18 protein-coding genes are annotated in these 20,141 nt (G+C 35.5%); 11 read left to right on the top strand and 7 right to left on the bottom strand.

Going from position 1 to position 20,141, the window contains the following annotated elements; translation table 11 throughout:
- The first annotated feature begins 862 nt into the window (after positions 1-862).
- On the top strand, positions 863-1,984 hold the full coding sequence (locus ND811_RS09505; protein WP_265351941.1) for a WYL domain-containing protein: 1,122 nt from the start codon (positions 863-865) through the stop codon (positions 1,982-1,984).
- 6 nt (positions 1,985-1,990) lie between these two features.
- Here the strand turns inward: ND811_RS09505 and ND811_RS09500 are convergent, their stop codons facing one another.
- The 4 genes from ND811_RS09500 to ND811_RS09485 all read right to left on the bottom strand — a co-directional run bounded on the left by ND811_RS09500 (position 1,991) and on the right by ND811_RS09485 (position 7,306).
- The gene (locus ND811_RS09500) at positions 1,991-2,809 is read right to left on the bottom strand and encodes a hypothetical protein (RefSeq protein ID WP_265351942.1); all 819 of its coding nucleotides are present in this window, start codon (positions 2,807-2,809) and stop codon (positions 1,991-1,993) included.
- A 363-nt stretch (positions 2,810-3,172) separates the two neighbouring features.
- Positions 3,173-4,459: an MORN repeat-containing protein gene (locus tag ND811_RS09495; protein ID WP_265351943.1), complete on the bottom strand. Its 1,287-nt coding sequence runs from the start codon at positions 4,457-4,459 to the stop codon at positions 3,173-3,175.
- 63 nt (positions 4,460-4,522) lie between these two features.
- Positions 4,523-5,275 (bottom strand): ADP-ribosylglycohydrolase family protein, encoded by a 753-nt coding sequence (locus ND811_RS09490; RefSeq protein ID WP_265351944.1) that lies wholly within the window; start codon positions 5,273-5,275, stop codon positions 4,523-4,525.
- 6 nt (positions 5,276-5,281) lie between these two features.
- A complete protein-coding gene (locus ND811_RS09485) occupies positions 5,282-7,306 on the bottom strand; it encodes a DUF2779 domain-containing protein (protein WP_265351945.1) in 2,025 nt (674 codons plus the stop codon).
- A 90-nt stretch (positions 7,307-7,396) separates the two neighbouring features.
- Between ND811_RS09485 and ND811_RS09480 the strand changes: the two genes are divergently transcribed.
- The gene (locus tag ND811_RS09480) at positions 7,397-7,993 is read left to right on the top strand and encodes a hypothetical protein (RefSeq protein ID WP_265351946.1); all 597 of its coding nucleotides are present in this window, start codon (positions 7,397-7,399) and stop codon (positions 7,991-7,993) included.
- 62 nt (positions 7,994-8,055) lie between these two features.
- Here the strand turns inward: ND811_RS09480 and ND811_RS09475 are convergent, their stop codons facing one another.
- The 3 genes from ND811_RS09475 to ND811_RS09465 all read right to left on the bottom strand — a co-directional run bounded on the left by ND811_RS09475 (position 8,056) and on the right by ND811_RS09465 (position 10,260).
- Complete coding sequence (locus ND811_RS09475) at positions 8,056-8,556, bottom strand: hypothetical protein (protein ID WP_265351947.1); 501 nt, start codon at positions 8,554-8,556, stop codon at positions 8,056-8,058.
- A 115-nt stretch (positions 8,557-8,671) separates the two neighbouring features.
- A complete protein-coding gene (locus ND811_RS09470) occupies positions 8,672-9,529 on the bottom strand; it encodes a ParB N-terminal domain-containing protein (RefSeq protein WP_265351948.1) in 858 nt (285 codons plus the stop codon).
- Positions 9,526-10,260, bottom strand: coding sequence for a ParA family protein (locus ND811_RS09465; protein WP_135673281.1), 735 nt, complete (start codon positions 10,258-10,260; stop codon positions 9,526-9,528). Before ND811_RS09465 ends, ND811_RS09470 begins: the two co-directional genes overlap by 4 nt.
- 317 nt (positions 10,261-10,577) lie before the next feature.
- Here ND811_RS09465 and ND811_RS09460 point away from each other — a divergent pair, with 317 nt between their 5' ends.
- The 9 genes from ND811_RS09460 to ND811_RS09420 all read left to right on the top strand — a co-directional run bounded on the left by ND811_RS09460 (position 10,578) and on the right by ND811_RS09420 (position 20,138).
- On the top strand, positions 10,578-11,153 hold the full coding sequence (locus ND811_RS09460) for a hypothetical protein (RefSeq protein WP_265351949.1): 576 nt from the start codon (positions 10,578-10,580) through the stop codon (positions 11,151-11,153).
- Between the two features lie 1,074 nt (positions 11,154-12,227).
- The gene (locus ND811_RS09455; RefSeq protein ID WP_265351950.1) at positions 12,228-12,782 is read left to right on the top strand and encodes a helix-turn-helix domain-containing protein; all 555 of its coding nucleotides are present in this window, start codon (positions 12,228-12,230) and stop codon (positions 12,780-12,782) included.
- Between the two features lie 284 nt (positions 12,783-13,066).
- Positions 13,067-13,966 (top strand): toxin-antitoxin system YwqK family antitoxin, encoded by a 900-nt coding sequence (locus tag ND811_RS09450; RefSeq protein WP_265351951.1) that lies wholly within the window; start codon positions 13,067-13,069, stop codon positions 13,964-13,966.
- A 235-nt stretch (positions 13,967-14,201) separates the two neighbouring features.
- Positions 14,202-15,176 carry a MotA/TolQ/ExbB proton channel family protein gene (locus ND811_RS09445; RefSeq protein WP_265351952.1) on the top strand — a complete coding sequence of 325 codons (975 nt, stop codon included), beginning with the start codon at positions 14,202-14,204 and terminating at the stop codon, positions 15,174-15,176.
- 297 nt (positions 15,177-15,473) lie between these two features.
- Positions 15,474-15,923, top strand: coding sequence for a hypothetical protein (locus tag ND811_RS09440; RefSeq protein ID WP_265351953.1), 450 nt, complete (start codon positions 15,474-15,476; stop codon positions 15,921-15,923).
- A 12-nt stretch (positions 15,924-15,935) separates the two neighbouring features.
- Entirely contained in the window at positions 15,936-16,319 is a 384-nt protein-coding gene (locus ND811_RS09435) for a hypothetical protein (RefSeq protein WP_265351954.1), read from the top strand.
- Positions 16,320-16,326: 7 nt separating this feature from the next.
- Positions 16,327-17,154 carry a flagellar motor switch protein FliM gene (locus ND811_RS09430; RefSeq protein WP_265351955.1) on the top strand — a complete coding sequence of 276 codons (828 nt, stop codon included), beginning with the start codon at positions 16,327-16,329 and terminating at the stop codon, positions 17,152-17,154.
- 20 nt (positions 17,155-17,174) lie between these two features.
- Complete coding sequence (locus tag ND811_RS09425; protein WP_265351956.1) at positions 17,175-18,671, top strand: FliM/FliN family flagellar motor switch protein; 1,497 nt, start codon at positions 17,175-17,177, stop codon at positions 18,669-18,671.
- A 93-nt stretch (positions 18,672-18,764) separates the two neighbouring features.
- Entirely contained in the window at positions 18,765-20,138 is a 1,374-nt protein-coding gene (locus ND811_RS09420) for a hypothetical protein (protein ID WP_265351957.1), read from the top strand.
- Positions 20,139-20,141 lie beyond the last annotated feature (3 nt).

The raw sequence follows: 20,141 nt of genomic DNA, 5'->3' as shown, positions 1-20,141 counted from the left end.
AGTGAGATTTGATTTGGCTTCGCTTTGGATAGCTTCCCCACTACTCTTCTTATATAATAAATAAAATTCAGAGAATCTTTTCGATGCGTTGGGTTTTCCGAGTCCCTAAAAGGACTTCCCGTCTCAATTACAACCGAAGTTCACCTTTTCGCACTAAAACCATTTTCTTTACTAAAGTAGAAGTTTGGTAAAGGAAATCAGAAGTGGAGAAGAGACTTACTCCGAAGGTTCTTTGGGCTAAATGAATCTTCTCCTTACAAAATCCATTTTCCATTGGTTAGATAAAAACTGCGTCAATACAGGTAACCTTTCCCAAGTTCTGAATATTAAAAAGAATACTATAACCTAATGTATAGAAGAGCTAAAATTTGGAATTTTAGCTCAGAAAAGGCCTCTCGGCTATATGTTCCTATTTTTAAGAATCAAATAGGCTAGAAATCGATTCTAGCGCGAAATTTTTAACTTCAAAGAAGCCGTTTAGGACACGAAAATCCATCCCGAAATTCAAAGTTTGAATTTGCCGAAATCAACGGGCAACTTTGGAGGGAAAAGAAAGAGTGGAACATTCTCCAAAAATTGGATGCCACAACCTTCTCTCGAATTTTTACCTGAACAGGAAATTCGTAACAGATGGGTCGGAAGCATCTCCATTGAGGAAGTTCATACTTTCTGTTCCAAAAGAAGAAAATCGAACAAGAGAACCTTTCAAAATTTGAGGGAATGATATCTAAATAATCTTCACTAACAAGTCTCCATTTATGTTAGATGGACTCGCTCCAACCTAGCAAAAATTCGGTGGTATCTCAAATACACAACAGAATTGATTTGCAGCAAATCTTCCAAATGTTCCAATCGACGCGAAATGGCAAAAAATCTTACCAAAGAAGAACAAATCCAAAAAGGACTCGAGGTCCTTCTTTTAGGAAGAGAGTGGTATCTAAAAGAAAGAACTAAAAATCAACATGATGAAATCATGAATGTGGGAGATTTATACACACGATTTGATGAAATCCACCAAATCGATATGGATCCAGAAGCATGGAAAAAAGAATTATTAGAATTCAAAGATGATGAGGACGAAGAAGAGCCTAAAAAGAACCAGAAAAAGAAAACATCCCTTCAGGAAAAAGTTAGAAAGAGACTTCAAAACTATTTGGATGAAGTGAAAGCGCAATTTAGTGTATCCATTAATTTCCAATCGAAACGCTGCAATTTAAAAGAAAATGACATTCCCAAAATCCTTTCGATCTCATTAACCATCTTAAAATCTTTTGCCCATTTTACAAGTGATGAAGCCTTACAAATTGTTTTGAAAAACTGGAAAGACAAACTTGACTTACCAACATTTCTCATTGTTGTACGTTATGCGATCAAATTCAATTTACCTCTTGAGTTTCAATATAAAAAACTGATGCAATTTCGACAAGAGTCAAGGCGAGTGTATCCTCGGGCCATCACTCTTGTGGAAGGAAATTTAGGCCTCATCGCCTATGACACAAAAGATAAAAACACAAAATCTTTTATGTTAAGCCGAATTCAAAATCCAAAACTGGATTTTTATCCAGCACTTGTATCTTCGCTAGGCAAAGATACAAAGCTTCCAGATTTTGACCTGATTGATTATTTAACAACAAATCCCTTTGCAAGATTCCAAAAAGAAGAAGTCACTTACACCATTTGGATGGCAAAAAACAATGTAGATTATCTACTACACAGTCTGAATCTGGCATGCAAAATCATCAAAGAAGATGACAAAACCAATTCTGCAATCGTTGAAATCAAAACTCATAACGAATATTTAATTTTTGATATTTTGTTTAACTACCAAAGGTATGCGAAGTTGATTGGACCCAAAGAAGCAGTCACGGCTTTCCGAGCTAAGTTGCATGATCTTAGTCAGTTTTATTCGGAAACAAAGCAAAACAAGCAACCAACCAAAAAGGACTCCCCAACAAAGGGGAGCCAAAGAGGCAAAAGAAAGTAAATGGAACTAACGTTTTGCGAGGTGTTTTTCGATTCGCATAATGGAAAACAAAACTCCTAAGAATGGCAAGAGTAACAAGATGGATCCTAACACAATCAGTCTTGTGTTTGTGAAAAACTCTTCTTTGGCATTTTTTGCATCCAATTCAGATTTGCCACTGCTATAGTCGTCCCAAAATTTTCGATAGACTTTACTTAGTTTGATATCTGTTAAGAAATCAATTTCTTCGTTTTGGTAGTTGTAGATCGCATAAGGAGAATATCCTTTTTTCATAGATTCTTTTAGATACTCCGTCATTTGTTCCGAAGCATCTTCTCTGAAAGAATCTTCTGAGAATTGGTATTCCAAATCAGATGCGATTCTTTCTTTGGATTTATCAAAAAAGATCTGCCAATACTTCGGAGTTGTATCTTGGATCACAGCTTCTACACTTTCATTTAACTCCGCATAAGGCAAACTTTTGAGTTCGTCACTGATTTGGCCTCGAACAAGTCCGATTCCTTTTTGTCTCACTACATTTGCTAAAGTCGATTCAAAGTCCTTTTTGATATCCTTCAAAACGGCAATCGCCAGTTTCTCAGAATAAGTCACTTCCTTCTTTGATTCGGACTCGGTTGCATCAGCAGAGGCAGGGGCACTCCGTTTGAAGTCTTGGATTTTAAATTCCGTTTTTGGATACTTCTGATTGAAAACTGGTGTCACTAATTGATATGTATAGGCGAGCAAATTCCAACCTAATACCAAAACCAATAGTAGCATAAAAAACATTCCTAATACGCGAGCGACTTTCGATACAAATTCTTCGATTTTTTCCATTTGAATCATGTAACACCTTCCTTAATGTTGAATGACTCATATCATAACGAACGTAATGGGGATTTTCGGAAGAAGTCTTTCCGAAGGGAATTTTTTAGTAAATATAAGTTCTCAATAGTGAATTTTAGCGATACAAATGATTCAAATCAGTGTTTAGTATATTCCGTTATTAAATGATTTTTTAAAATGTATTTAATTCACACAGAACCAAATTTAATAAATCTCTTGTATACATTTAAGTATACAAGAGATTTAAAGCCACATGTTTTAGGGGGATAAAAAGTTAATTTTACAATATAGATAACCCAAAAAAATGGCAAGTTACCAGTTAAATTAAATGTGAATTTTAGGTTAGAGTCTTTAGGTATTTATCTATTTATATCCAGTTACATCTGCATAAAATTCGTGACTTTCTATAAAATTATTACCAGATGGGCACACTCTTTGATTAAGTTTGAAATAAGGAGAAGGAGAAGTTTCATTCGGATTTAATTTTAACTTAACACTGTGTGCTTTCTGATAGCGAATAACTGAATCAATTTCTTTTATAATTAAAATAAAATTAATCGATGAGATAGTTTTTTTTGTATTATTCTGGAATGTAACATTCCATTTATCTATGCATCCATCTCTGTCAAATTCCCACTGATGGTATGATGATTTTAAAGATTCATTGAAAACTTGTCTTTCCAATTTTTCTAAATCAATAAATATACCGGTTTCTCTATTAAAGACACCTACTTCTTGTATTCCATTTGGGTATTTTGCTTTCCCATTGATAAGATAACCCGTCTCAGGATCAAAGATACCTTCGCGAATGTTTCCATCTGGAAATATTGCTATTCCTTTAGTCAGAAGTTTAGTTCTAAAGTCAAAAATTCCCTCATAAATAGTGCCATCAGGTACGATTTTTTTTCCTTTTATCTCAATATTTTCATCATAGCTTAAATTTCCAATAAAAGTAACTCCACTAGGATAAATGGTTTTACCTTTCAATACATGATTTTTGATGGATCCTTCAAATTTGATGCCATTTTTAAAGAATGATTTACCATTAAGGAGAAATCCATTTTTATCAAATAGTCCTTCGTAAATATTGCCTTCCGGATCTATCATTTTACCTTTAAGAAGAACACCAGTGATTGGATCGAATTCTCCTTCCTCTACTCCCCCATCTGTATATAATCTTTTGCCTTTAATTAATCTTGCATCTTTATCCCATATTCCTTCATGAATTTGGCCTCCGGGAAAAGTTGCAATGCCTTCAGTAGCAATTCCCGAAGTGAAAGTTCCTTCAAACAAATAGTTTGAACAACTTTCAGCTCGTCCAAAGCCATCGAATTTGCCATTTCTAAATTCACCTTTATAAGTTGATCCAGAAGGAAAAACCATCTCACCAAGTCCTGAAATACAATCACCAGCTATACATTTCCCTGGATAAATTTTCTGATCCTTCTTTTTAAAATGATAATATTCCTTATTATTCTGTATCTCTCCTGCTTTTGGATTTGATTTCTGCATCAAGCATTCGCTCATTTTTTGTTCAGGTTTTGAGGATTCACGCGAACTTTTATTCTCATTTGTTTTTTCAGTAGTTGAGGAACAAGATATTAAAAAAAGCGAGACACAAAGCAAGTGATTTAGAAATATATTTTTCATCCGGCTACCCTAATGCCTGTTCAGTGAATTGTCAATAAAGTTTAAAATAGAATAAGATAACTTCTAAGCCAAAGTCCCGTTTATACTTTTTACAAACGAATCTACCAACGCCATTATATCCTCTTTCCTTGCCAAAACATCAATCCATTCTTTTGGATCCATTAACAATCGTTTGTAATGGCTTAATTCTTTTTCATCATGAAAGATGGTTTTGGTATGATCTTGTGCGATCTGGTTACTTTCAGGGATTGATTTCCCTTGCAGTAATGCTATCCCAAGTTCGATAAGAAACGTAGATCCAATCAAACTCCTTGGATGTTTGTGAGTTAAAGAAGAAACATCGGAAACAAAGGAAACTCTTTCTTCCAAAGATTGGTTTTGTAAGGCAAAACACAATGGAAGGATTCGCATGGAAGCACCATTCCCATTGTCTTTTTCAGCAGATCCACCTGCATCTTTGGGATGGATGGAAGTATCTCGCAGACGATCAATTGCCTTTCTAGTTCCGATCCCAACATCAAACGCCTTTCCATAAGGAGTCCAGTAACCAATATCTAACCAATTTATAAATCGGTTACCAAGTTTCCTAAGATCAAAGCCAGCCACAAATGTTTCCATCAAACAAAACATAAGCGAACTATCATCGGACCAAGTACCGGGAGGTTGGTGGTGCGTTCCATATCCTGTCATGCCGGATACAGGATTCTGTTTTAATTCCTCGCGTGATTCAAATTCAACCGGCACACCAAGTGCATCTCCCACTACAAATCCAAGGATTCCAGCATAGACCAATTCTTTTTGTTCTTCATTCATCATCTAATGTTACCCTCGGAGAAGCTGGCGAGAGTCAATCTGTTTTCCTAAGTCTACTTCATAACGAAAGTATTGGTAAATAAAAACCATTGCCAAAGTGTCGAGCTCACAATACTTCAAAAGTGCTTCTTTGATTTTGGTCCGAACACGCTCTGAACAATCCATAAATTGTAAAAAGGCAAAGGCTGTCAGTGCTGCCCCACCATCATTCAATCTTGCTAACTTATTTTGATTGGCCAAACTCAGCTCTGATTCAGGAATTTCGATCCCTTGAAAAAGATCAGGGAGTTGGTCATACGGATTAGTTGCTTCTTTCGTGAATGGATCGATCTCTAACCATACTTTATCTTTGAAATTCAAACTTTTGATTTCATTTCCATAAATGGGTTTGTTGTAGATTGATTGTAAATACGAAGACGAATTTAAAACGGCCGGAAGTACTGCTTTGATGGAATTAGAACCTTTGGTTCTCGGATCATAATGGTATTTTTTTACAATTTCACATAAATCCACCATATCGCGATCCCCTACCCAAGTGTTTTCATTCTTCCCACCTGAGTGAGTGATTGTTTTGATCCAATCGATTAACTCTTGCTTATCCGGTTCCATGGATTCATCCAATTGTTCGATGATCCGATTGAGAATGGTATTTTCATGATTGGAGTATCGAAAGATCGTGCCATCATCGGATTCTAATTCTTTTTTGAGATGACGGACAAAATCAAAGTTTGGAAAAACTCCTGGTTCCGTCGAAAGATATTGTCCTTTGTGTTCTACAGAACCGTCCTCGTTCACTACATGGTGAGAAAATTGAAAGGCAACTTCTTCATAAGGAGACATTCCTTGATAGAATGGAATTGCCACAGTAGAAGTTTCAAAGTCAATGAAATGCAGTGGAAATTTCCAGCGATCCATTTCAACTTTAAGACCCACTGTATTCAAATAAACAGATTTATCCCCATCTAAAACTTTTTTCAATTGGAGCCATTGGCGTTCCGAAGTAGATAGAGTATCATCCTCACTTGGATTGATCGTCAGATCCTCTTCCGAAAGATCTTCTAAGAAGTATTTCGACTCGCGTAAATACTGTGATGACTTTCTTGAATTCCATAATTCGAATACAAGGGGTTTTGCAAATGCCTCTTTTGGAAGGCCAAGGCTTTCCGTCCAACATTCTAAGAATCCATCTTTTTTTCCTTCGGCCACATCACTTTCGGTGCAAGTGAATTCACAGGAGTTACAAGTCGTAGAAATGGTTGGTTGGATTTTGGTGTTAGCTTCGTAACTTGTGGCTAGATCTTGAATTCGTTTTTCATAAACCGCCATCCCTTCTGCTTCGTAGATGAATGGCAAAACGGAATCGACACAAACTTTGATTAAAATCTTCTCACCAAGACCAGTTTTCTTCAAAATTGGTTCGTCGATTTGAATTTGTTTTCTACCATTCTCTTGAGTGATTTTAAAAATTTGATTGAGTCCATTGACGGTTGCTTTTGCATTTTTATTAGCCAACATCAAATACGATTTGATTCGATATTGAGGATAGGCTTTCTTCAAAACAAAGGTTTGAAAGGCCACATCTTCTAGATAGGAACTATAAGCTGAATTGATCTGATCACCTCTTACATTTAAGAATGAAGATTCATCTGTTCCGGCAAACGATTTGGCTTTTACTTCAATGAGTTCGATTTGGTTTCCGTTTTTTTTCAGAATGTCAGCACGAATGAGAAGATTCTGATACCGGATGGCCGCTTCAAAGATGGTTACCTTGTCTTTTTCTAAAAGTAATTCTGTTTCTTTGACGGCCGATTCGATTTCCAACCCTTCAACTTCAAAACTATCTGAATCCATTTCATATAATTTTGCTAATTCCCCAACTTGAAATCCCCCTTCCGCCAAACTCTCCAAAAAACTATCCTCTAGGCTTTGGTTTGCGTATTCAGGATTGCTTGCATAATAGAGTTTTGTCGGACATTCCCCCGCTAGTTGGTATCTTGATTTTGTAAGATAACGGGATTTAGTTGGTTTTGACATGCTCATGGATACTAATATAACAAACAAAAGTTTGTCATTCGGAAATTTTTCGTCCGAAAATGAAAAGTAAGCTGGTTTAATATCATTACTATGGATGATCCAATATCAGAAAAACTTTATACCTTCCCACTTTTGTTTCTCCCTTCGAAAGACTTTTTTGATATTCCCGACAAACATCGTATTTCAATGACAAACTTCGCTTTTAATCATGGGACGGTTCCCTCCAGCGACCTAAGGTGTTACCGTATGTTTTACCAATTTGATAACCATCTCTTAATCCCTGATTTTGATCTGATGGTAGTCATTGGTAAATACTTAGATTATTCACTTTTCAAATCTCCTTTCTTTAAAAATGAAGATGAATTTTTGGCAGCAAAAATTCGATCCAATCAATGGAAAGAGAAAAGAAATGAGAATGTGATTCAATCCATGCTTTCCCGATTTGAATGCATTGACATCGGCCGAATCTTCGAGTATCAAATGCGCGAAGAGAGAGATTTTAAAATTTCGAGCAAAAGGGAAATGATAAAATCAATCTTAGAAGGTAGCAATTATTTACCATCAGACCTACTCTCTTACAATTTTTTTACCTACGGTATGACAGACGGATTCGAATACCAAGGCGAAGATGCTTATTATGGAGCTTGGGATCTTTGTATTCTGCAAAGTCGGTTCATCTCGGAATAAACTTTTCCGAAAATGGCAAGGTTATCGATTAGAGTAAAAGGTTTTTGTGTAAGGCTAGAGATTTATTCAGGTAGAAAGGTTGGGTAACCTTCTACCATTTTGAATTTGATCTGAAAATTCTTTAATTCATTCAAAGAGCCATCGCGATTGATATAATTTTCCAAATTTTCCTTAGTACGAACAGAGCAATATGGAAGTATACTTTTGACCAAGTTAAAGAAATCTACATTTATTTTTTTTGCAGCAAATTCAATCAAAACGAGATAGCGAATATTTTCTCTATAATCGATAAATGTATCTTCTATACAATGACAGATTAAAGCTGCATGTAGACATTGTTTTGAATTTGTAAACATTGAATATTCTGATAGATATCCACTAATGGATAATAACTTCTTAGCTAAGTTTAGATTAACTTGTTTCTTTATCTGCTCCAAATCATCTTCTTTTAGTGATACGATCAATGACGCAAAATCCACAAAGATCTGATAGACTTCACTAGAATCAGGTCTTTTCCGAGTATCCATTGATTCAAATTTTGTTAAATATTCACCTGCCTTCATTTGATTCTTAACCCCCTCCCCCACTCCATCTGTCACCCATGTGAGTGTTCTAGTGTTACCTATGTGACTTTCTCACAAGCTGCCTACAAAACACAAAGAGACATAATCCTGAGGCTCAATTCACCAACTTTTCAATTGCTTGGAAGAGTTTTGTTTGTTCAGCTTTCGAAAGTTTGGATCCCAAGAAAGGAAAACGTTTGGCAAACATAGATTTGATGTCTGTCTTTGGTTTTTGCTTTGGGGCCGCTTTTCGTTTGTTTGCTAAGTTCTTTAGGGCTTGTTTAAACTCAGTTGGTCCAGGTTGGTTTTGTTTTGCAGTTTGTGCAAGGCGCAGGGCTTCACGGTAAACCGCTTTGTAGCGTTTGAGTTGAGGAACGGAAATGCCATGAGTTTTGGAAATCTCAGCGAGAGTTGCATTGTCTTTGGATGTGATATCTCCACCTCGGTTGTCTTTTTGAAAGGTGTCTGGAAATAGATTCACTAATATATAAATGACTTGTGCTGGGTCTTTGATTTGGCGTCTGTCAAAATTGTCTGACAACATCAAAACTTCTAGCTCACGAAGTGTAATTTTTCCTTCGATGAAGCGAACGGGAACTTCTGTGATTCCTAATTCTTTCAGGGCTTTTTTTCTTCTGTGTCCTGTGATGAGAGTGTTCGGCTTTAAGGAAAAACCAACGGCACTTGCTCTTGGTCCAAAGACGATGAGTGGATCATGTATCCCACCTTTTTTGATTCGGTCCACAAATCGACTCCAAGCCAATTCATCTTCTTTTTTGGATTTATCCCAGTAGTCGAAGAACTTGATGTTGTCTGGATGATCGAGAAGTTCCGATACATTGGCATTGCGGACAGGACTAAGTTCCCAGTTTTTGTTTGAGGAGGTTGTGAGTTTGAATGATTCTTTATTAGAGACAAGAATGTTTTGCCCAAGAGAGTCAATCATTGCCGATTTTTTTGTCTTTGCACTCATAAGGAAATCACCTCACTTGCTAAGGATGAAAATTCTTGTTCGGATTTAGATCCAGATTTCAAACCATTTCCTTTCATGATGGCTGACTGTACGGCTGCTGAGCGAGTGATGAAGGATTTTGTGTGTTTGAATTTTCCTTCTTTTAGGATATCAATCACATCGTCTTTAGTTTTGTCGGATACCATAGAGGGAACGGCAACATGCTTTGGAGTTTTGAGACCAGAGCGGCCGATTAACTCGACTTGTTTTTTGGCTTTTAAGAGACCTGATAAACTCCATCGGTCGTAAGTGAGTGGAGAGAGAACGATATCAGCAGCATACAAACCGATTTTGAATTCGTAAACCGGTGAAGGTGGAGTATCGATGATCACATAGTCGAACGGCAAGGAAGAGATTTCTTTTTTGGAGCGAAGGAGTAAACCCGGATCGTTTTGTAATTCAGCACCCAAATCTTGTAAATCAGGGGAGCAAGGGATCACCGTGATACCTTGGGATGGAAACATACAATCTTTTAGTTGTTTGCGGTCTGAAAATGCTTGGTAGGCATTTTTTTTATCAATTTCATCAATCGAAAGATCGCGCAGAAAAAAATCTGTTAACGAATAGGACTGAGGATCCAGATCAATCACTAATACTTTTTTCTTAAGTTGACTAATTGCCAAGGCCAAAAAGATAGAAATTGTACTTTTGGAAACGCCACCTTTCAAACTTGCTGAAGTAATAATTTTCATTGAAAACCAAGTTAATGGGAATTCGAAATAAATTCAAATTTTTATTCGAGGAAAGACCAAAAAAGACCAAAGGATCACCGTGATACCTTGGTCTTCGATCTTATCAATGAATCCTGAAGGCTTTTTTTGCCAACCAGCTCCCTTCTCTCTCCAAGCACTGGCACAATCGTAAAGAAAATTGCAAAAAAACGAACAGACTTTTCGGTATCTTGCATCGATAGAACTTATCGAATCTGCTTTTACGAAAAGAGTCCTAACGGACCAAGAATAAAGCTTGATCATAATTCGAACCAAGATATTAATCTTGGGAAATTCAAATGAAAGTATTTTACTCTGCACTTTTATTCCTATTCAGTTTCCACTCCCTTATGGCAGAGACTCCTGATCGGGGCAAATGTGAAGCCTACAGGAAAGGAAATGAAACTCGATACCCCGCTTGTTTGACAGATAAAAAGATGCACCCTTGCGAAATAGTGAAACAGGCAAAGTCTTGGAGGGAAGTATTAGACCTACTAAAAGGAAAAGGTGTCATTGAAGACCCGAGTACATTTGTTGAATATTCATTTGATGGAGAAAACATCGAGTATACAATGACTTTTGAAGAAGGGACGATGATGGCCAAGAAATATGGAGTCCGAAAGATCCCAGGCTACATTAAAATGATCAATGAAAATGAAGTTGAATATAGCTTGTTAAAACCTTTAGATGGCCCCTGTAAAGGTAAATCGAATAAAGTTACTTGTTCCACAATGCAAGCACCAATAGGCCCAGTCCTTATCATTGGTTTTGAAGGCAAACCCGATATTTGCGGTATAGTAACCTACTTCAAAATAGGATTAGATGAGATGGAAAGCGAAAGAACATTTACTACAAAGAACGCTGAAAAACCATAAATCAGAATAAAATAATCCAAGCAGGGAAACAATCGATGAACCAATTGATCATACTTACAATCCTAACTTTTTTATTCCCACTTGCCTTGTTTCCAGACAAACAAAAAGGAAATGGACCAATTGATTTTTCCAAATAACAACCGGTGCATCCATATTACGAAACTCTTGGCGGCAATGGAAGTTTGAACTGCAAAGAGAAACAAGAATGTATGTCGAAATGTACGAGTTCGATTTATGTGTATACAAACCATGGAAAATCATTGGAGACAGCAAGGCAAGGTTGTATTGCTGATTGCAATCGGATTGTTTGTTTGCCAAAAAATAAAAAGTAATCGATTACGAGATAAGGTAATAATTTAAGACTCATTTCTTTTTTGATCCTCAATCGAGTCCTAGCGCCAGCGATTGCAGCGGAAATACTTTCCCATTTTGGATTCAGGTTTTATCTTTTCTCATTTGTTGGGAAAGATTGAAGCGAAAAGCGCGGTCACTGCTACGATACAACTTTTTGACTGTAACGGATGTGAGGCGCCCGTTGAAAAAACATCCAGCTAACGAACTAGGCTTATCGACGTTCTCAACAAAAAAATGCTTGTACTCTTTTTGTACTTCGATTAGGGTTGTTCTTAAGTAATCCTTAACCGGGTTAAGTCAAACGCCCTGGAAGGTGTGGTAGCCAACCAGGGCATATTTATCTCTCCTTCCAACACAGCTCGAATTTCAGCAAAACGAGCCACCTTCCTCCTGTTAAAAATTCCTGATTTATGTCTCTTTTACTTATTGACAGTTTATCGACGTCGGTACATTTGGGGAACGTTCGGTTAACACTGCCGAACACGGCTCTACCACATAGCCGTTATGACTTAACTCGGAATTCGTTAAAAAATTCCGACGGAACGTTCGAAAGAACTTTCCACTCTCTGTAAATTTACTTTGACCGAAGGTTTGTCTTCACATGAAAAAAACCGAAGTCCAGTAGAGTAGGGGAGCTATGCATTCTCAGAATGCGTTGGCATAAAAACGACCAGATGCTCGTAGCCGGAGTCAGTGTTCATTTGGAAGAAGGAACCTAAAATGAAAACTAACCGAACAGGGATTTGGATTCCCAGGGAAATTGAATGCCTTGAGGATTTGAGTGTTTCTGAAAAGTATCTGCTTTCGGAAATTCGATCGTTAACATTGGCAAAAGGGTGTTTTGCTTCCAATGCATATTTTGCCAAACTGCTTGGGAAACAGCCAGACACCATCTCTCGTATGATTTCCAAACTGAAAAAACGAAATTATATTTCACAACTTTCCTTCGATGGAAGGAGGCGAGAGTTAACTTACAGCCTAGGAAATTTTTCCCAAGCGGTAGTGGAAGAGAAACCGAGTGCTCCCATCCAAAAATCCAAGGCAGATTCGGAAGTTTCAGCGGTTCCTTTTGTACCTAGTACAACAAAAGTACATAACATAAGTACAAAGAGTCCTTTGGATATTTGGAAAGAGTTTTTGCAATGGACGAATCAACTGGCACCGACCACTCGCATTCGGATCCAATCGGCAAGTGGACCAGAGAGTTTGGCAAAACAGGATCGTATCTTTTGGGAAACCTATACAGTGAGATTAAGGCCGATGTTTGGGAGTTAGGTTGGGGAAGGAGTGAAGTTCAAATTTATTAAAATGGTTGGGTGAAATTTTTTATTTTGTTTTAGACGAAGATAATTTTTAATTTAGAACATGCTCTAGAGCAAAGTGAATTAAAGTATCAACGTTTTTCTATTTAAATAATAAATAGTATCTTCAATGAAAATTTGGGTGTCGTAATTTAGAAGTTAGATTCTTTTTTGAATGAAAATCTAATCATCTTGTCAGAAAATTTGTTGACATTGTGTGGAGTATACCATTTGTTATGTGGCATGTTTGGAGATTTCATGAAATCATTTTTTTTACTTATTTCAGTTCTATGTTTTTTTGTTCAATTTACCTGCTTGTCTCTAGATACGGTCGATGGAGAAGGAAAACAATATTGGCAAAATAATCAAATATCGGCTGAAGGTTATTTTGAAAGTGGCCTTTTGCAAGGGAAAGGTAAAATATATCACTCTAATGGGGTTATAAATAAAGAAGGCTCATTTAAAGATGGTAAATTAACTGGAGAAGGGAAGATTTTTGATAATAAAGGTAATTTAGAAGAGGAAGGGGAATTTTTTGAGGGTCGATTACAAGGGAATGGTAAAAAATATTGGAATGGAGAGCTTAGAGAAGTCGGTACCTTTTTTGAAGGGGAGCTATACGGTTTGGGTAAAAAGTATGAATTTACTAATAATCTAATAGAGGAAGGAACATTCGAATTTGGTCGATTAGAGGGGAGTGGGAAAAAATATCATGAAAATGGAAGAGTGTCTGAGGAAGGTGAATTCCGAAATGGACGGCTATCTGGTATAGGGAAGAAATATCACGAAAACGGAAGAGTATATCAGGAAGGGGAATTCATGCAGGGATATCTCGGAGGAAAAGGCAAGATTTATAATACAGATGGGAAACTATTAGCTGAGGGAGACTTTGCTTATGACTATTACGTCGAACCAGGCCATGATAAAACTTTTTTGAATGGTAGAGGTAAGAAATATAATCTTTCGGGCAAAATTTTAGAAGTTGGTGAATTTCATTATGGTAAACTTCATGGAAAAGGTAAGAGATATCACCCGAATGGAAATTTGATGGAGGAGGGAATCTTTTCCAGTGGATACCTTCATGGCAAAGGTAAAAGATATGATCACTTCGGCAAACTTTACGAGTCAGGTACATTCTATTATGGGAAACTACAATAATTAAATTGATAAATTATAAGGTTTTCCATTTTGCAGAATATCGGACCATCAATTAGGCACTTGGATTATTTTCAACTTTAGCAAATGTGTTCCATTTGTAGGAGCTTAAGTATATTTATAAATTAGAATATTTTCTTTTCTCTGCTTTGGAAATGTAAACTCCACTCGGAAAATCATTTTCCGAATTCTAGAACCACAGATGGGATGCTAAAAAAATTCATTCAAGGTGAAGCAAATGGGAAAATATAGAGAGTTGAATTGTGAACAGTGGATATTCGATCTTGCTAACGATCTTAATAATGAATCCAAAAGAAAACAAGCTTTGCAAAATATAGCTCATTACCAGTGCAAAGAAGCAGTTCCATTGCTTAAAGAGTTATATAAAACAAAGCATGATCTTAAAATAACGATCAAATGTGTATTAGAAGAGCTGAATGAGGATTTTGAGATTCCAAGCTCTGGATTTGATTTTCCTGGGAATCTTTCCTTTAGCGAAATAAATTATGTGCTCAAATTTTTTGATGGATTTGGTTCAATTAAATACAATTGGAATCGTTTTGAAAAAAATAGAATATTAAATTCTGTAGTTGATACGAGTAGAGAGAAATTATTTCGAGAACTCGATTCTCATAACTTATACTTTGTGGAGAGTAATGCTGTAGCAGAAAGAATTAACGAAGTATTACAATTAGCTGAAAGATCTGGGAATATAAAAATCAAAAAAACCCCGACTCCCGACGAGACAAAGAGAATGATTGAAGAAACATATGACTTCATTGGCGAATTTAGAAGTAAGAAAGCTAAGCGTAAAAGTTACAAAGCTTCAGCAGAAAAATTTGAAATTTTTCATGAAAAATGTCGGACATTATTACAAAAACTTCCTTCTCGTTCTATAAATTTTCACAACTATCAAGAAGCTTTTAAGAATCTCGCAGATCATGCAAGAAGACAAGGGATTCTGGCTTTAGAAGATGTGATTGGATTTACTGAGGATAAATTTTTGGCAAATGGTCTTCAATTGGTTGTAGATGGGACAGAACCTGAGATAGTAAAATTGATATTAGATTTCCATAAAAATAAAATTCTTTATGATAATAGCAGACTTCTTGATCTAATTGAAAAATCAATCTTGATGATTCAGAATGGCGATAATCCACGGATGATTGACAATTTGTTTTTATTTACTTCTGAGAAAACGGAATTAGCCTAATTACATAAAAATGGACATCTTTTTTGTCTTAAAAAAGTAAGAGATGCAAACGAGCATACAAGGAAAATGATCTCTGTAGTTTAACGAACAAACAGTGAAACAAGCCTTGTAAGATTCTTTTACAATCAAAAGATTCTACGAACCTTTGAGAATCAGTTATTTTGCAAAATGATAATGGAAGGCGGAATTCTTGAAAATCGAGTTATAAGAGTTTAGAATAGAAAACATTCCTTTTCACCATTCCCATTCGGAAAATCCTTTTCCGAATTCTAGAATCACCTATGGGATACTAGTATCATGAAACAATTACATATCGGAATTACTGGATCTCGAGATGGAATCACGCAGGCTCAAATCGAAGCCTTTGTTACCGAACTTTCGAAGTATGATGAGATTAAATTACATCACGGTGATTGTGTGGGTGTAGATGAAGGAATCCATAAAATCCTCTTGGAGGCTAAAAAAGAAAATCCCAAAGTCATCGAAATCTTCATCCATCCTCCAACAGATAACAAACAACGAGCGTTTTGCCAAAAGAAATATGAAACGAAGGATGTGTTGGTTCACAGCTTTGCAAGTGAAGAGTATTTAAAACGAAACCAAGTGATAGTTTCTTCAGCGAAGGAACTCTGGGCGTTTCCGAGTGGTCCTGAGAAACAAAGGTCTGGCACTTGGGCTACGATTCGTTTTGCAAAGAAAACGGGAACTCCAGTGAAGTTGTTTTGGCCTGATGGTAGAGTGGAGTAGGGGGGATCTTAGATGAACGCTTCTTTTGAACCCGAGATTGAATTGCCGAGTAAGGTGAGACTTAGCGAAGTTCCTCCAATTATCAATAAACTCATACATTTTATGGACCAACATGAGATTCCAGACTTCCTTTATTATCTTACCATTATCTGTATGTTACCTGAGAAATTCGACATTGTTGAAATGCATAAATTTATCAAAGGAAATGATCGAGTAAAAATTGGTTTGAGAAGTTCTCGCAAACGATATGGTGAAATTTCGTTTGAACGAATCATTAGATTAGAAATGGAAAAGCACCCAGAGGAATGGGAAAACAATTCGGAACTAGAAAAAGAGAACCTGTTGCATTTCGGCAAACTGATCGATCAGTTGGAAGCATTGAATATACTATGGTAGCAGACATATGAAGGAAGAAAAATTAGTTTTATCAATGGAAGAGATTGATGATTTTTTGAACAATCTATCTGAAGGTGAATTCAATAATTTAAATTATACAAAATACTATGACTTCAATAGGCCTATTCTCTTTTCAGAAGAGCATGAACATATTCTTTTTTCAATACATTCTTCTTTTGCTACTGCATTAACAGTAGATTTACGGTCGGAACTTGATTCAAAAGTTTTCATCAGTATTGCGGCTATTGATGAGCTACACCACGAGGAAGTTACTCGATCTTTCTCTGGACCAACATTAATTTCTACAATTAATATTAACAAATATAAACACCCAATAATTTTGATTTTCGAATATAACTTAGCAAATGAAATTTTAAACAAATTGTTGGGGGCATCGAATGAAGAATCCTCAGAACAAGTGAAACCTTTCTCTAGTTTTCAATTACTTATCTTAGAAGATTTTCTTGAAAAAAAAATTCTGGTCCATCTGAACAAAGAATGGAACGCGCTTTGCGAGATGAGTTTGTCTCTTGATTTCGTTGAAGGAGAAGCATGGAGAATCAAAAGAATACCCTTAAGTTCAAAAATGTTATCCATTTGTTTTGACGTAAATATTGATGACTGTTCTGAATTAATGCAAATATTTATTCCGTTTTCTTCCATTGAGTCGATTCTTTTGAAAACATCAATCGATTTATATAATAAGCGTAATCTCGGCGAAAAGGAAAGATGTAAGACTACTTGTCTTGAGGTTCCTGGATTTAATGTATCAAAGGTTATAAAATTTGAAAAGGGTCAACTGCTTCCGATTCATGGCATTCGAGCGAATCAGTGACAATTGTCTAGGTAAGAAAGATGCAACAAATAAAAGAAGAAATATCGCAGTTAGAAAATTCTAACAATAAGAATTTAGAAACTATTCTTGAGAAACTCAAATATTTTCTTTGGGTAAAAGGCTGCTTTGAAACTCGCAAGAACAAGAAATATTTAAGAGAATTTCTATCAACTCTCTCTTATGACGAAATACGAAACGCCTTTGGGGAATTGTCAGCTAAATCAGATATCAAAACGCTGTTACTTTCTTATCTCAAGTTTTATCTTCTTTCACATGAATTTGAATTCTCAAAATACTTCCAATTAATGGAATCCAAGTTAACAAACCTTCCCGTGCCATTGAAGAATTGTTTTTTAGAAGAAACATTGGATCAAAAGAAGAATGGGATCTTGATGATTGGGAAAACAATAGCTTGTCGCACTGTTTTTAAATCCAAGCAAAATCGTTTAAAATTGAAAAAATTTGAACTAAATCGGCATGAGCTTCGGACTTCTATTTTGGATAGTGAAGTAAATTTAGTGGCTGAATTGAATAGGGGATACTTTACCGAAGCAGAGATAATGAGTTTGGCAAATGGAAGTATTGTTAAATTTGACAATCTTCAAAATTGTTCAATAGCCTTATATGCTGAAGCAAGTGACCTTCGTTTATTTGAAGGCAGTATAATTATTGCTGATGAAAATTTTGGAATAAAAATCGAAAAGATAAATGATTTGCGTGATTCTAATGTAATCAGATCTTCCTCTGATAGGATTAGAGGTCGATTGATACTTGGGGAACGAATCATGACTTGTCGTGAGATCCTAAAATTAGAGCTAAATAGTAATATTAAACTGAATACTTATCCTGGAGAGCCATTTATCCTTAAATTTGATAATGGAATTAGTTTCTTCGGGTATGCATTTTTAAGAAATTCTAATATTGCTTTTCAGGTTCGCGGCCGAGTCGATGCAATCGGCTTTGTTGATACAGATAACGAAAGCGGAGGAGAAGACTTGAATGTTTTGCAATGGGTAAGTATTTTCAAAAGTTTGTTCAATGGAATTAACATAAACACATACTACTCAAAAATATTAAATCTTTTCTCTTTTGAAAATCAAAGATCTGATAAATTCAATTTGTTGATTGCTAACAAAAATCTAAAAGACATTGATCCAAAGGAAATTTTGAATTATATCCAAGAAGAAAATAATCAATTTTTTGCACTAGTTTTAAAGTTTATTGATTCGGAACAGTCTTTAGCCATCTTATCGAATCTTGAAGCAACTGTTAGAATGGATGTTGAGAGTCGAATTGCAAAAATTAATATCTCTAAAAAGCGATTTTTTGCCAATATCGAAAGATTCATTTTGATTCGTTCTTACTTTGAAAGTACTAAAACGTTCCAAAGTAGTATTCAGCCGATGGAAATGCTTTTCGTTTTATTCTCTCGGAGTATGCAGGAAAAAATTCTAATCGCGTTGGAAAAGGAAGGATCAAGCGAAATTGCAAATGAGCTGCGTCGTGTTTCAGAATAAATTTCTGTCTTACGGATTCAAATTTTTTTATTCGGAATATTTAAATCCGAAATTCCAGTAAAGATGCGCTAAAGTTTTCATTGGCTCTAAACTATGAAAACTCCTGTTGTCATTTATCAACTCACATCTTCTGGGTATTCATTAAAATTATACCCATCTAAAACTAGATATATTTTGGAGGTTGGAAACAAAAAACAAAAGATTCCAATTCGTTTTAATTTTAATTTGGGGGTCTTAATTGGGTTTGGGGTTCCTAAATTTTTAATTAAAAGATTTATCGAGAATTCAAAGGGATTGCGAAGGCAATTTGAATCTAAACTTCCACGTGAATTTATTAATTTTACTAGAATAGCTTCTATTCCTATTTTTGGAGATTATGGAAATGAAATTGTAAGATTCAAATATTTGCCTGCTTCAATTATAATTCGGTTTTTCGAAGATGAGAAACTTAGAAAGGAAATCATAGATTTTCCTTTTTTAAAGTATCTTTTGTTACATTTGGCTGAAATGGAGAGATTAGGCAAAAAAAGTAACTTTGGTTTAAGACTTAGTGACGCGAACGAAAAATGGCATAATTGGAAAGCATATTTATCATATGATGGAAAGTTATCTACAGGTTTATATGAGTTTATTTCTCAAAACAATATAGACACTCTCAGGGAGCAAGAGTGGTTTCGGTTGCTTTCTCTGGTGAAATTTGGAAAAATTCCAGAGAAATTTTTTAAATATGAAAATCCTCTGAATGTTTATTTTCTTTTGGGCTTTTCAAGGTTTTATAAAAATCTGGGACTGATTTTTTATGAATTAGCTGAAAATTCGAATCCAAGTTCTTATCACTTCGAGAAAGATTACAAAGAATATATGAATAGGAAGGAAAAGCAAAGGTATTTAAGATTGTTTGCATCCGGGCTATGTATATCAATTCTTAAAAATAGTAAGATTAAGAATTATGATTTCTTAGATAATTTGAATTATAAAGTTTTGCAAAAAATTCAAAAGAATTTTGGTAAGTTGACCCAAAAGATGTTGATACCTGTTTTTGACAAAAAAATTCCTGTCCACGGGTTTAGATGTATTCGCACACTGAATGAATTAATTGGATATGGATTCATTTATAACAATTGTCTCGCGAAAGATATTGTTCCAGAACGTACGATTTTTCTATTTGATGGATCAGTTATGTTTGTGAAAAATATTCCTGATTCAAAAGAGTCTGTTCTTCTTTGTTTAAATGTAAAAGAAAAAACGATCGTTTGTATCGCCTCACTTTCAAACAAACTTAATCTTCATGTTGCGAGAGTGTGTTTCAAACTATGGAAATCTGGTTACTCAACCTACGATTGCAAGTTAATGAATCGATTTCCAAGTTTCCGTTACTTGTTGATAAATGTTTTCGATAATTGTAGTAAAATAAAATCAAACTTCAAAAAGATTGAGGGATGGAAAAATAAACTGACTTTCGGATAAATA

The sequence above is a fragment of the Leptospira soteropolitanensis genome (assembly GCF_026151655.1).
Lineage (GTDB): Bacteria > Spirochaetota > Leptospiria > Leptospirales > Leptospiraceae > Leptospira_A > Leptospira_A soteropolitanensis.
Note: the sequence above shows the minus strand (reverse complement) of the source record. Positions and strands in the feature narration are given on the sequence as shown.

Coding starts and splice junctions, on each gene's coding strand:
- ND811_RS09505 (WP_265351941.1), top strand. CDS start 863: ATGGCAAAAAATCTTACCAAAGAAGAACAAATCCAAAAAGGACTCGAG.
- ND811_RS09500 (WP_265351942.1), bottom strand. CDS start 2,809: ATGATTCAAATGGAAAAAATCGAAGAATTTGTATCGAAAGTCGCTCGC.
- ND811_RS09495 (WP_265351943.1), bottom strand. CDS start 4,459: ATGAAAAATATATTTCTAAATCACTTGCTTTGTGTCTCGCTTTTTTTA.
- ND811_RS09490 (WP_265351944.1), bottom strand. CDS start 5,275: ATGATGAATGAAGAACAAAAAGAATTGGTCTATGCTGGAATCCTTGGA.
- ND811_RS09485 (WP_265351945.1), bottom strand. CDS start 7,306: ATGTCAAAACCAACTAAATCCCGTTATCTTACAAAATCAAGATACCAA.
- ND811_RS09480 (WP_265351946.1), top strand. CDS start 7,397: ATGGATGATCCAATATCAGAAAAACTTTATACCTTCCCACTTTTGTTT.
- ND811_RS09475 (WP_265351947.1), bottom strand. CDS start 8,556: ATGAAGGCAGGTGAATATTTAACAAAATTTGAATCAATGGATACTCGG.
- ND811_RS09470 (WP_265351948.1), bottom strand. CDS start 9,529: ATGAGTGCAAAGACAAAAAAATCGGCAATGATTGACTCTCTTGGGCAA.
- ND811_RS09465 (WP_135673281.1), bottom strand. CDS start 10,260: ATGAAAATTATTACTTCAGCAAGTTTGAAAGGTGGCGTTTCCAAAAGT.
- ND811_RS09460 (WP_265351949.1), top strand. CDS start 10,578: ATGAAAGTATTTTACTCTGCACTTTTATTCCTATTCAGTTTCCACTCC.
- ND811_RS09455 (WP_265351950.1), top strand. CDS start 12,228: ATGAAAACTAACCGAACAGGGATTTGGATTCCCAGGGAAATTGAATGC.
- ND811_RS09450 (WP_265351951.1), top strand. CDS start 13,067: ATGAAATCATTTTTTTTACTTATTTCAGTTCTATGTTTTTTTGTTCAA.
- ND811_RS09445 (WP_265351952.1), top strand. CDS start 14,202: ATGGGAAAATATAGAGAGTTGAATTGTGAACAGTGGATATTCGATCTT.
- ND811_RS09440 (WP_265351953.1), top strand. CDS start 15,474: ATGAAACAATTACATATCGGAATTACTGGATCTCGAGATGGAATCACG.
- ND811_RS09435 (WP_265351954.1), top strand. CDS start 15,936: ATGAACGCTTCTTTTGAACCCGAGATTGAATTGCCGAGTAAGGTGAGA.
- ND811_RS09430 (WP_265351955.1), top strand. CDS start 16,327: ATGAAGGAAGAAAAATTAGTTTTATCAATGGAAGAGATTGATGATTTT.
- ND811_RS09425 (WP_265351956.1), top strand. CDS start 17,175: ATGCAACAAATAAAAGAAGAAATATCGCAGTTAGAAAATTCTAACAAT.
- ND811_RS09420 (WP_265351957.1), top strand. CDS start 18,765: ATGAAAACTCCTGTTGTCATTTATCAACTCACATCTTCTGGGTATTCA.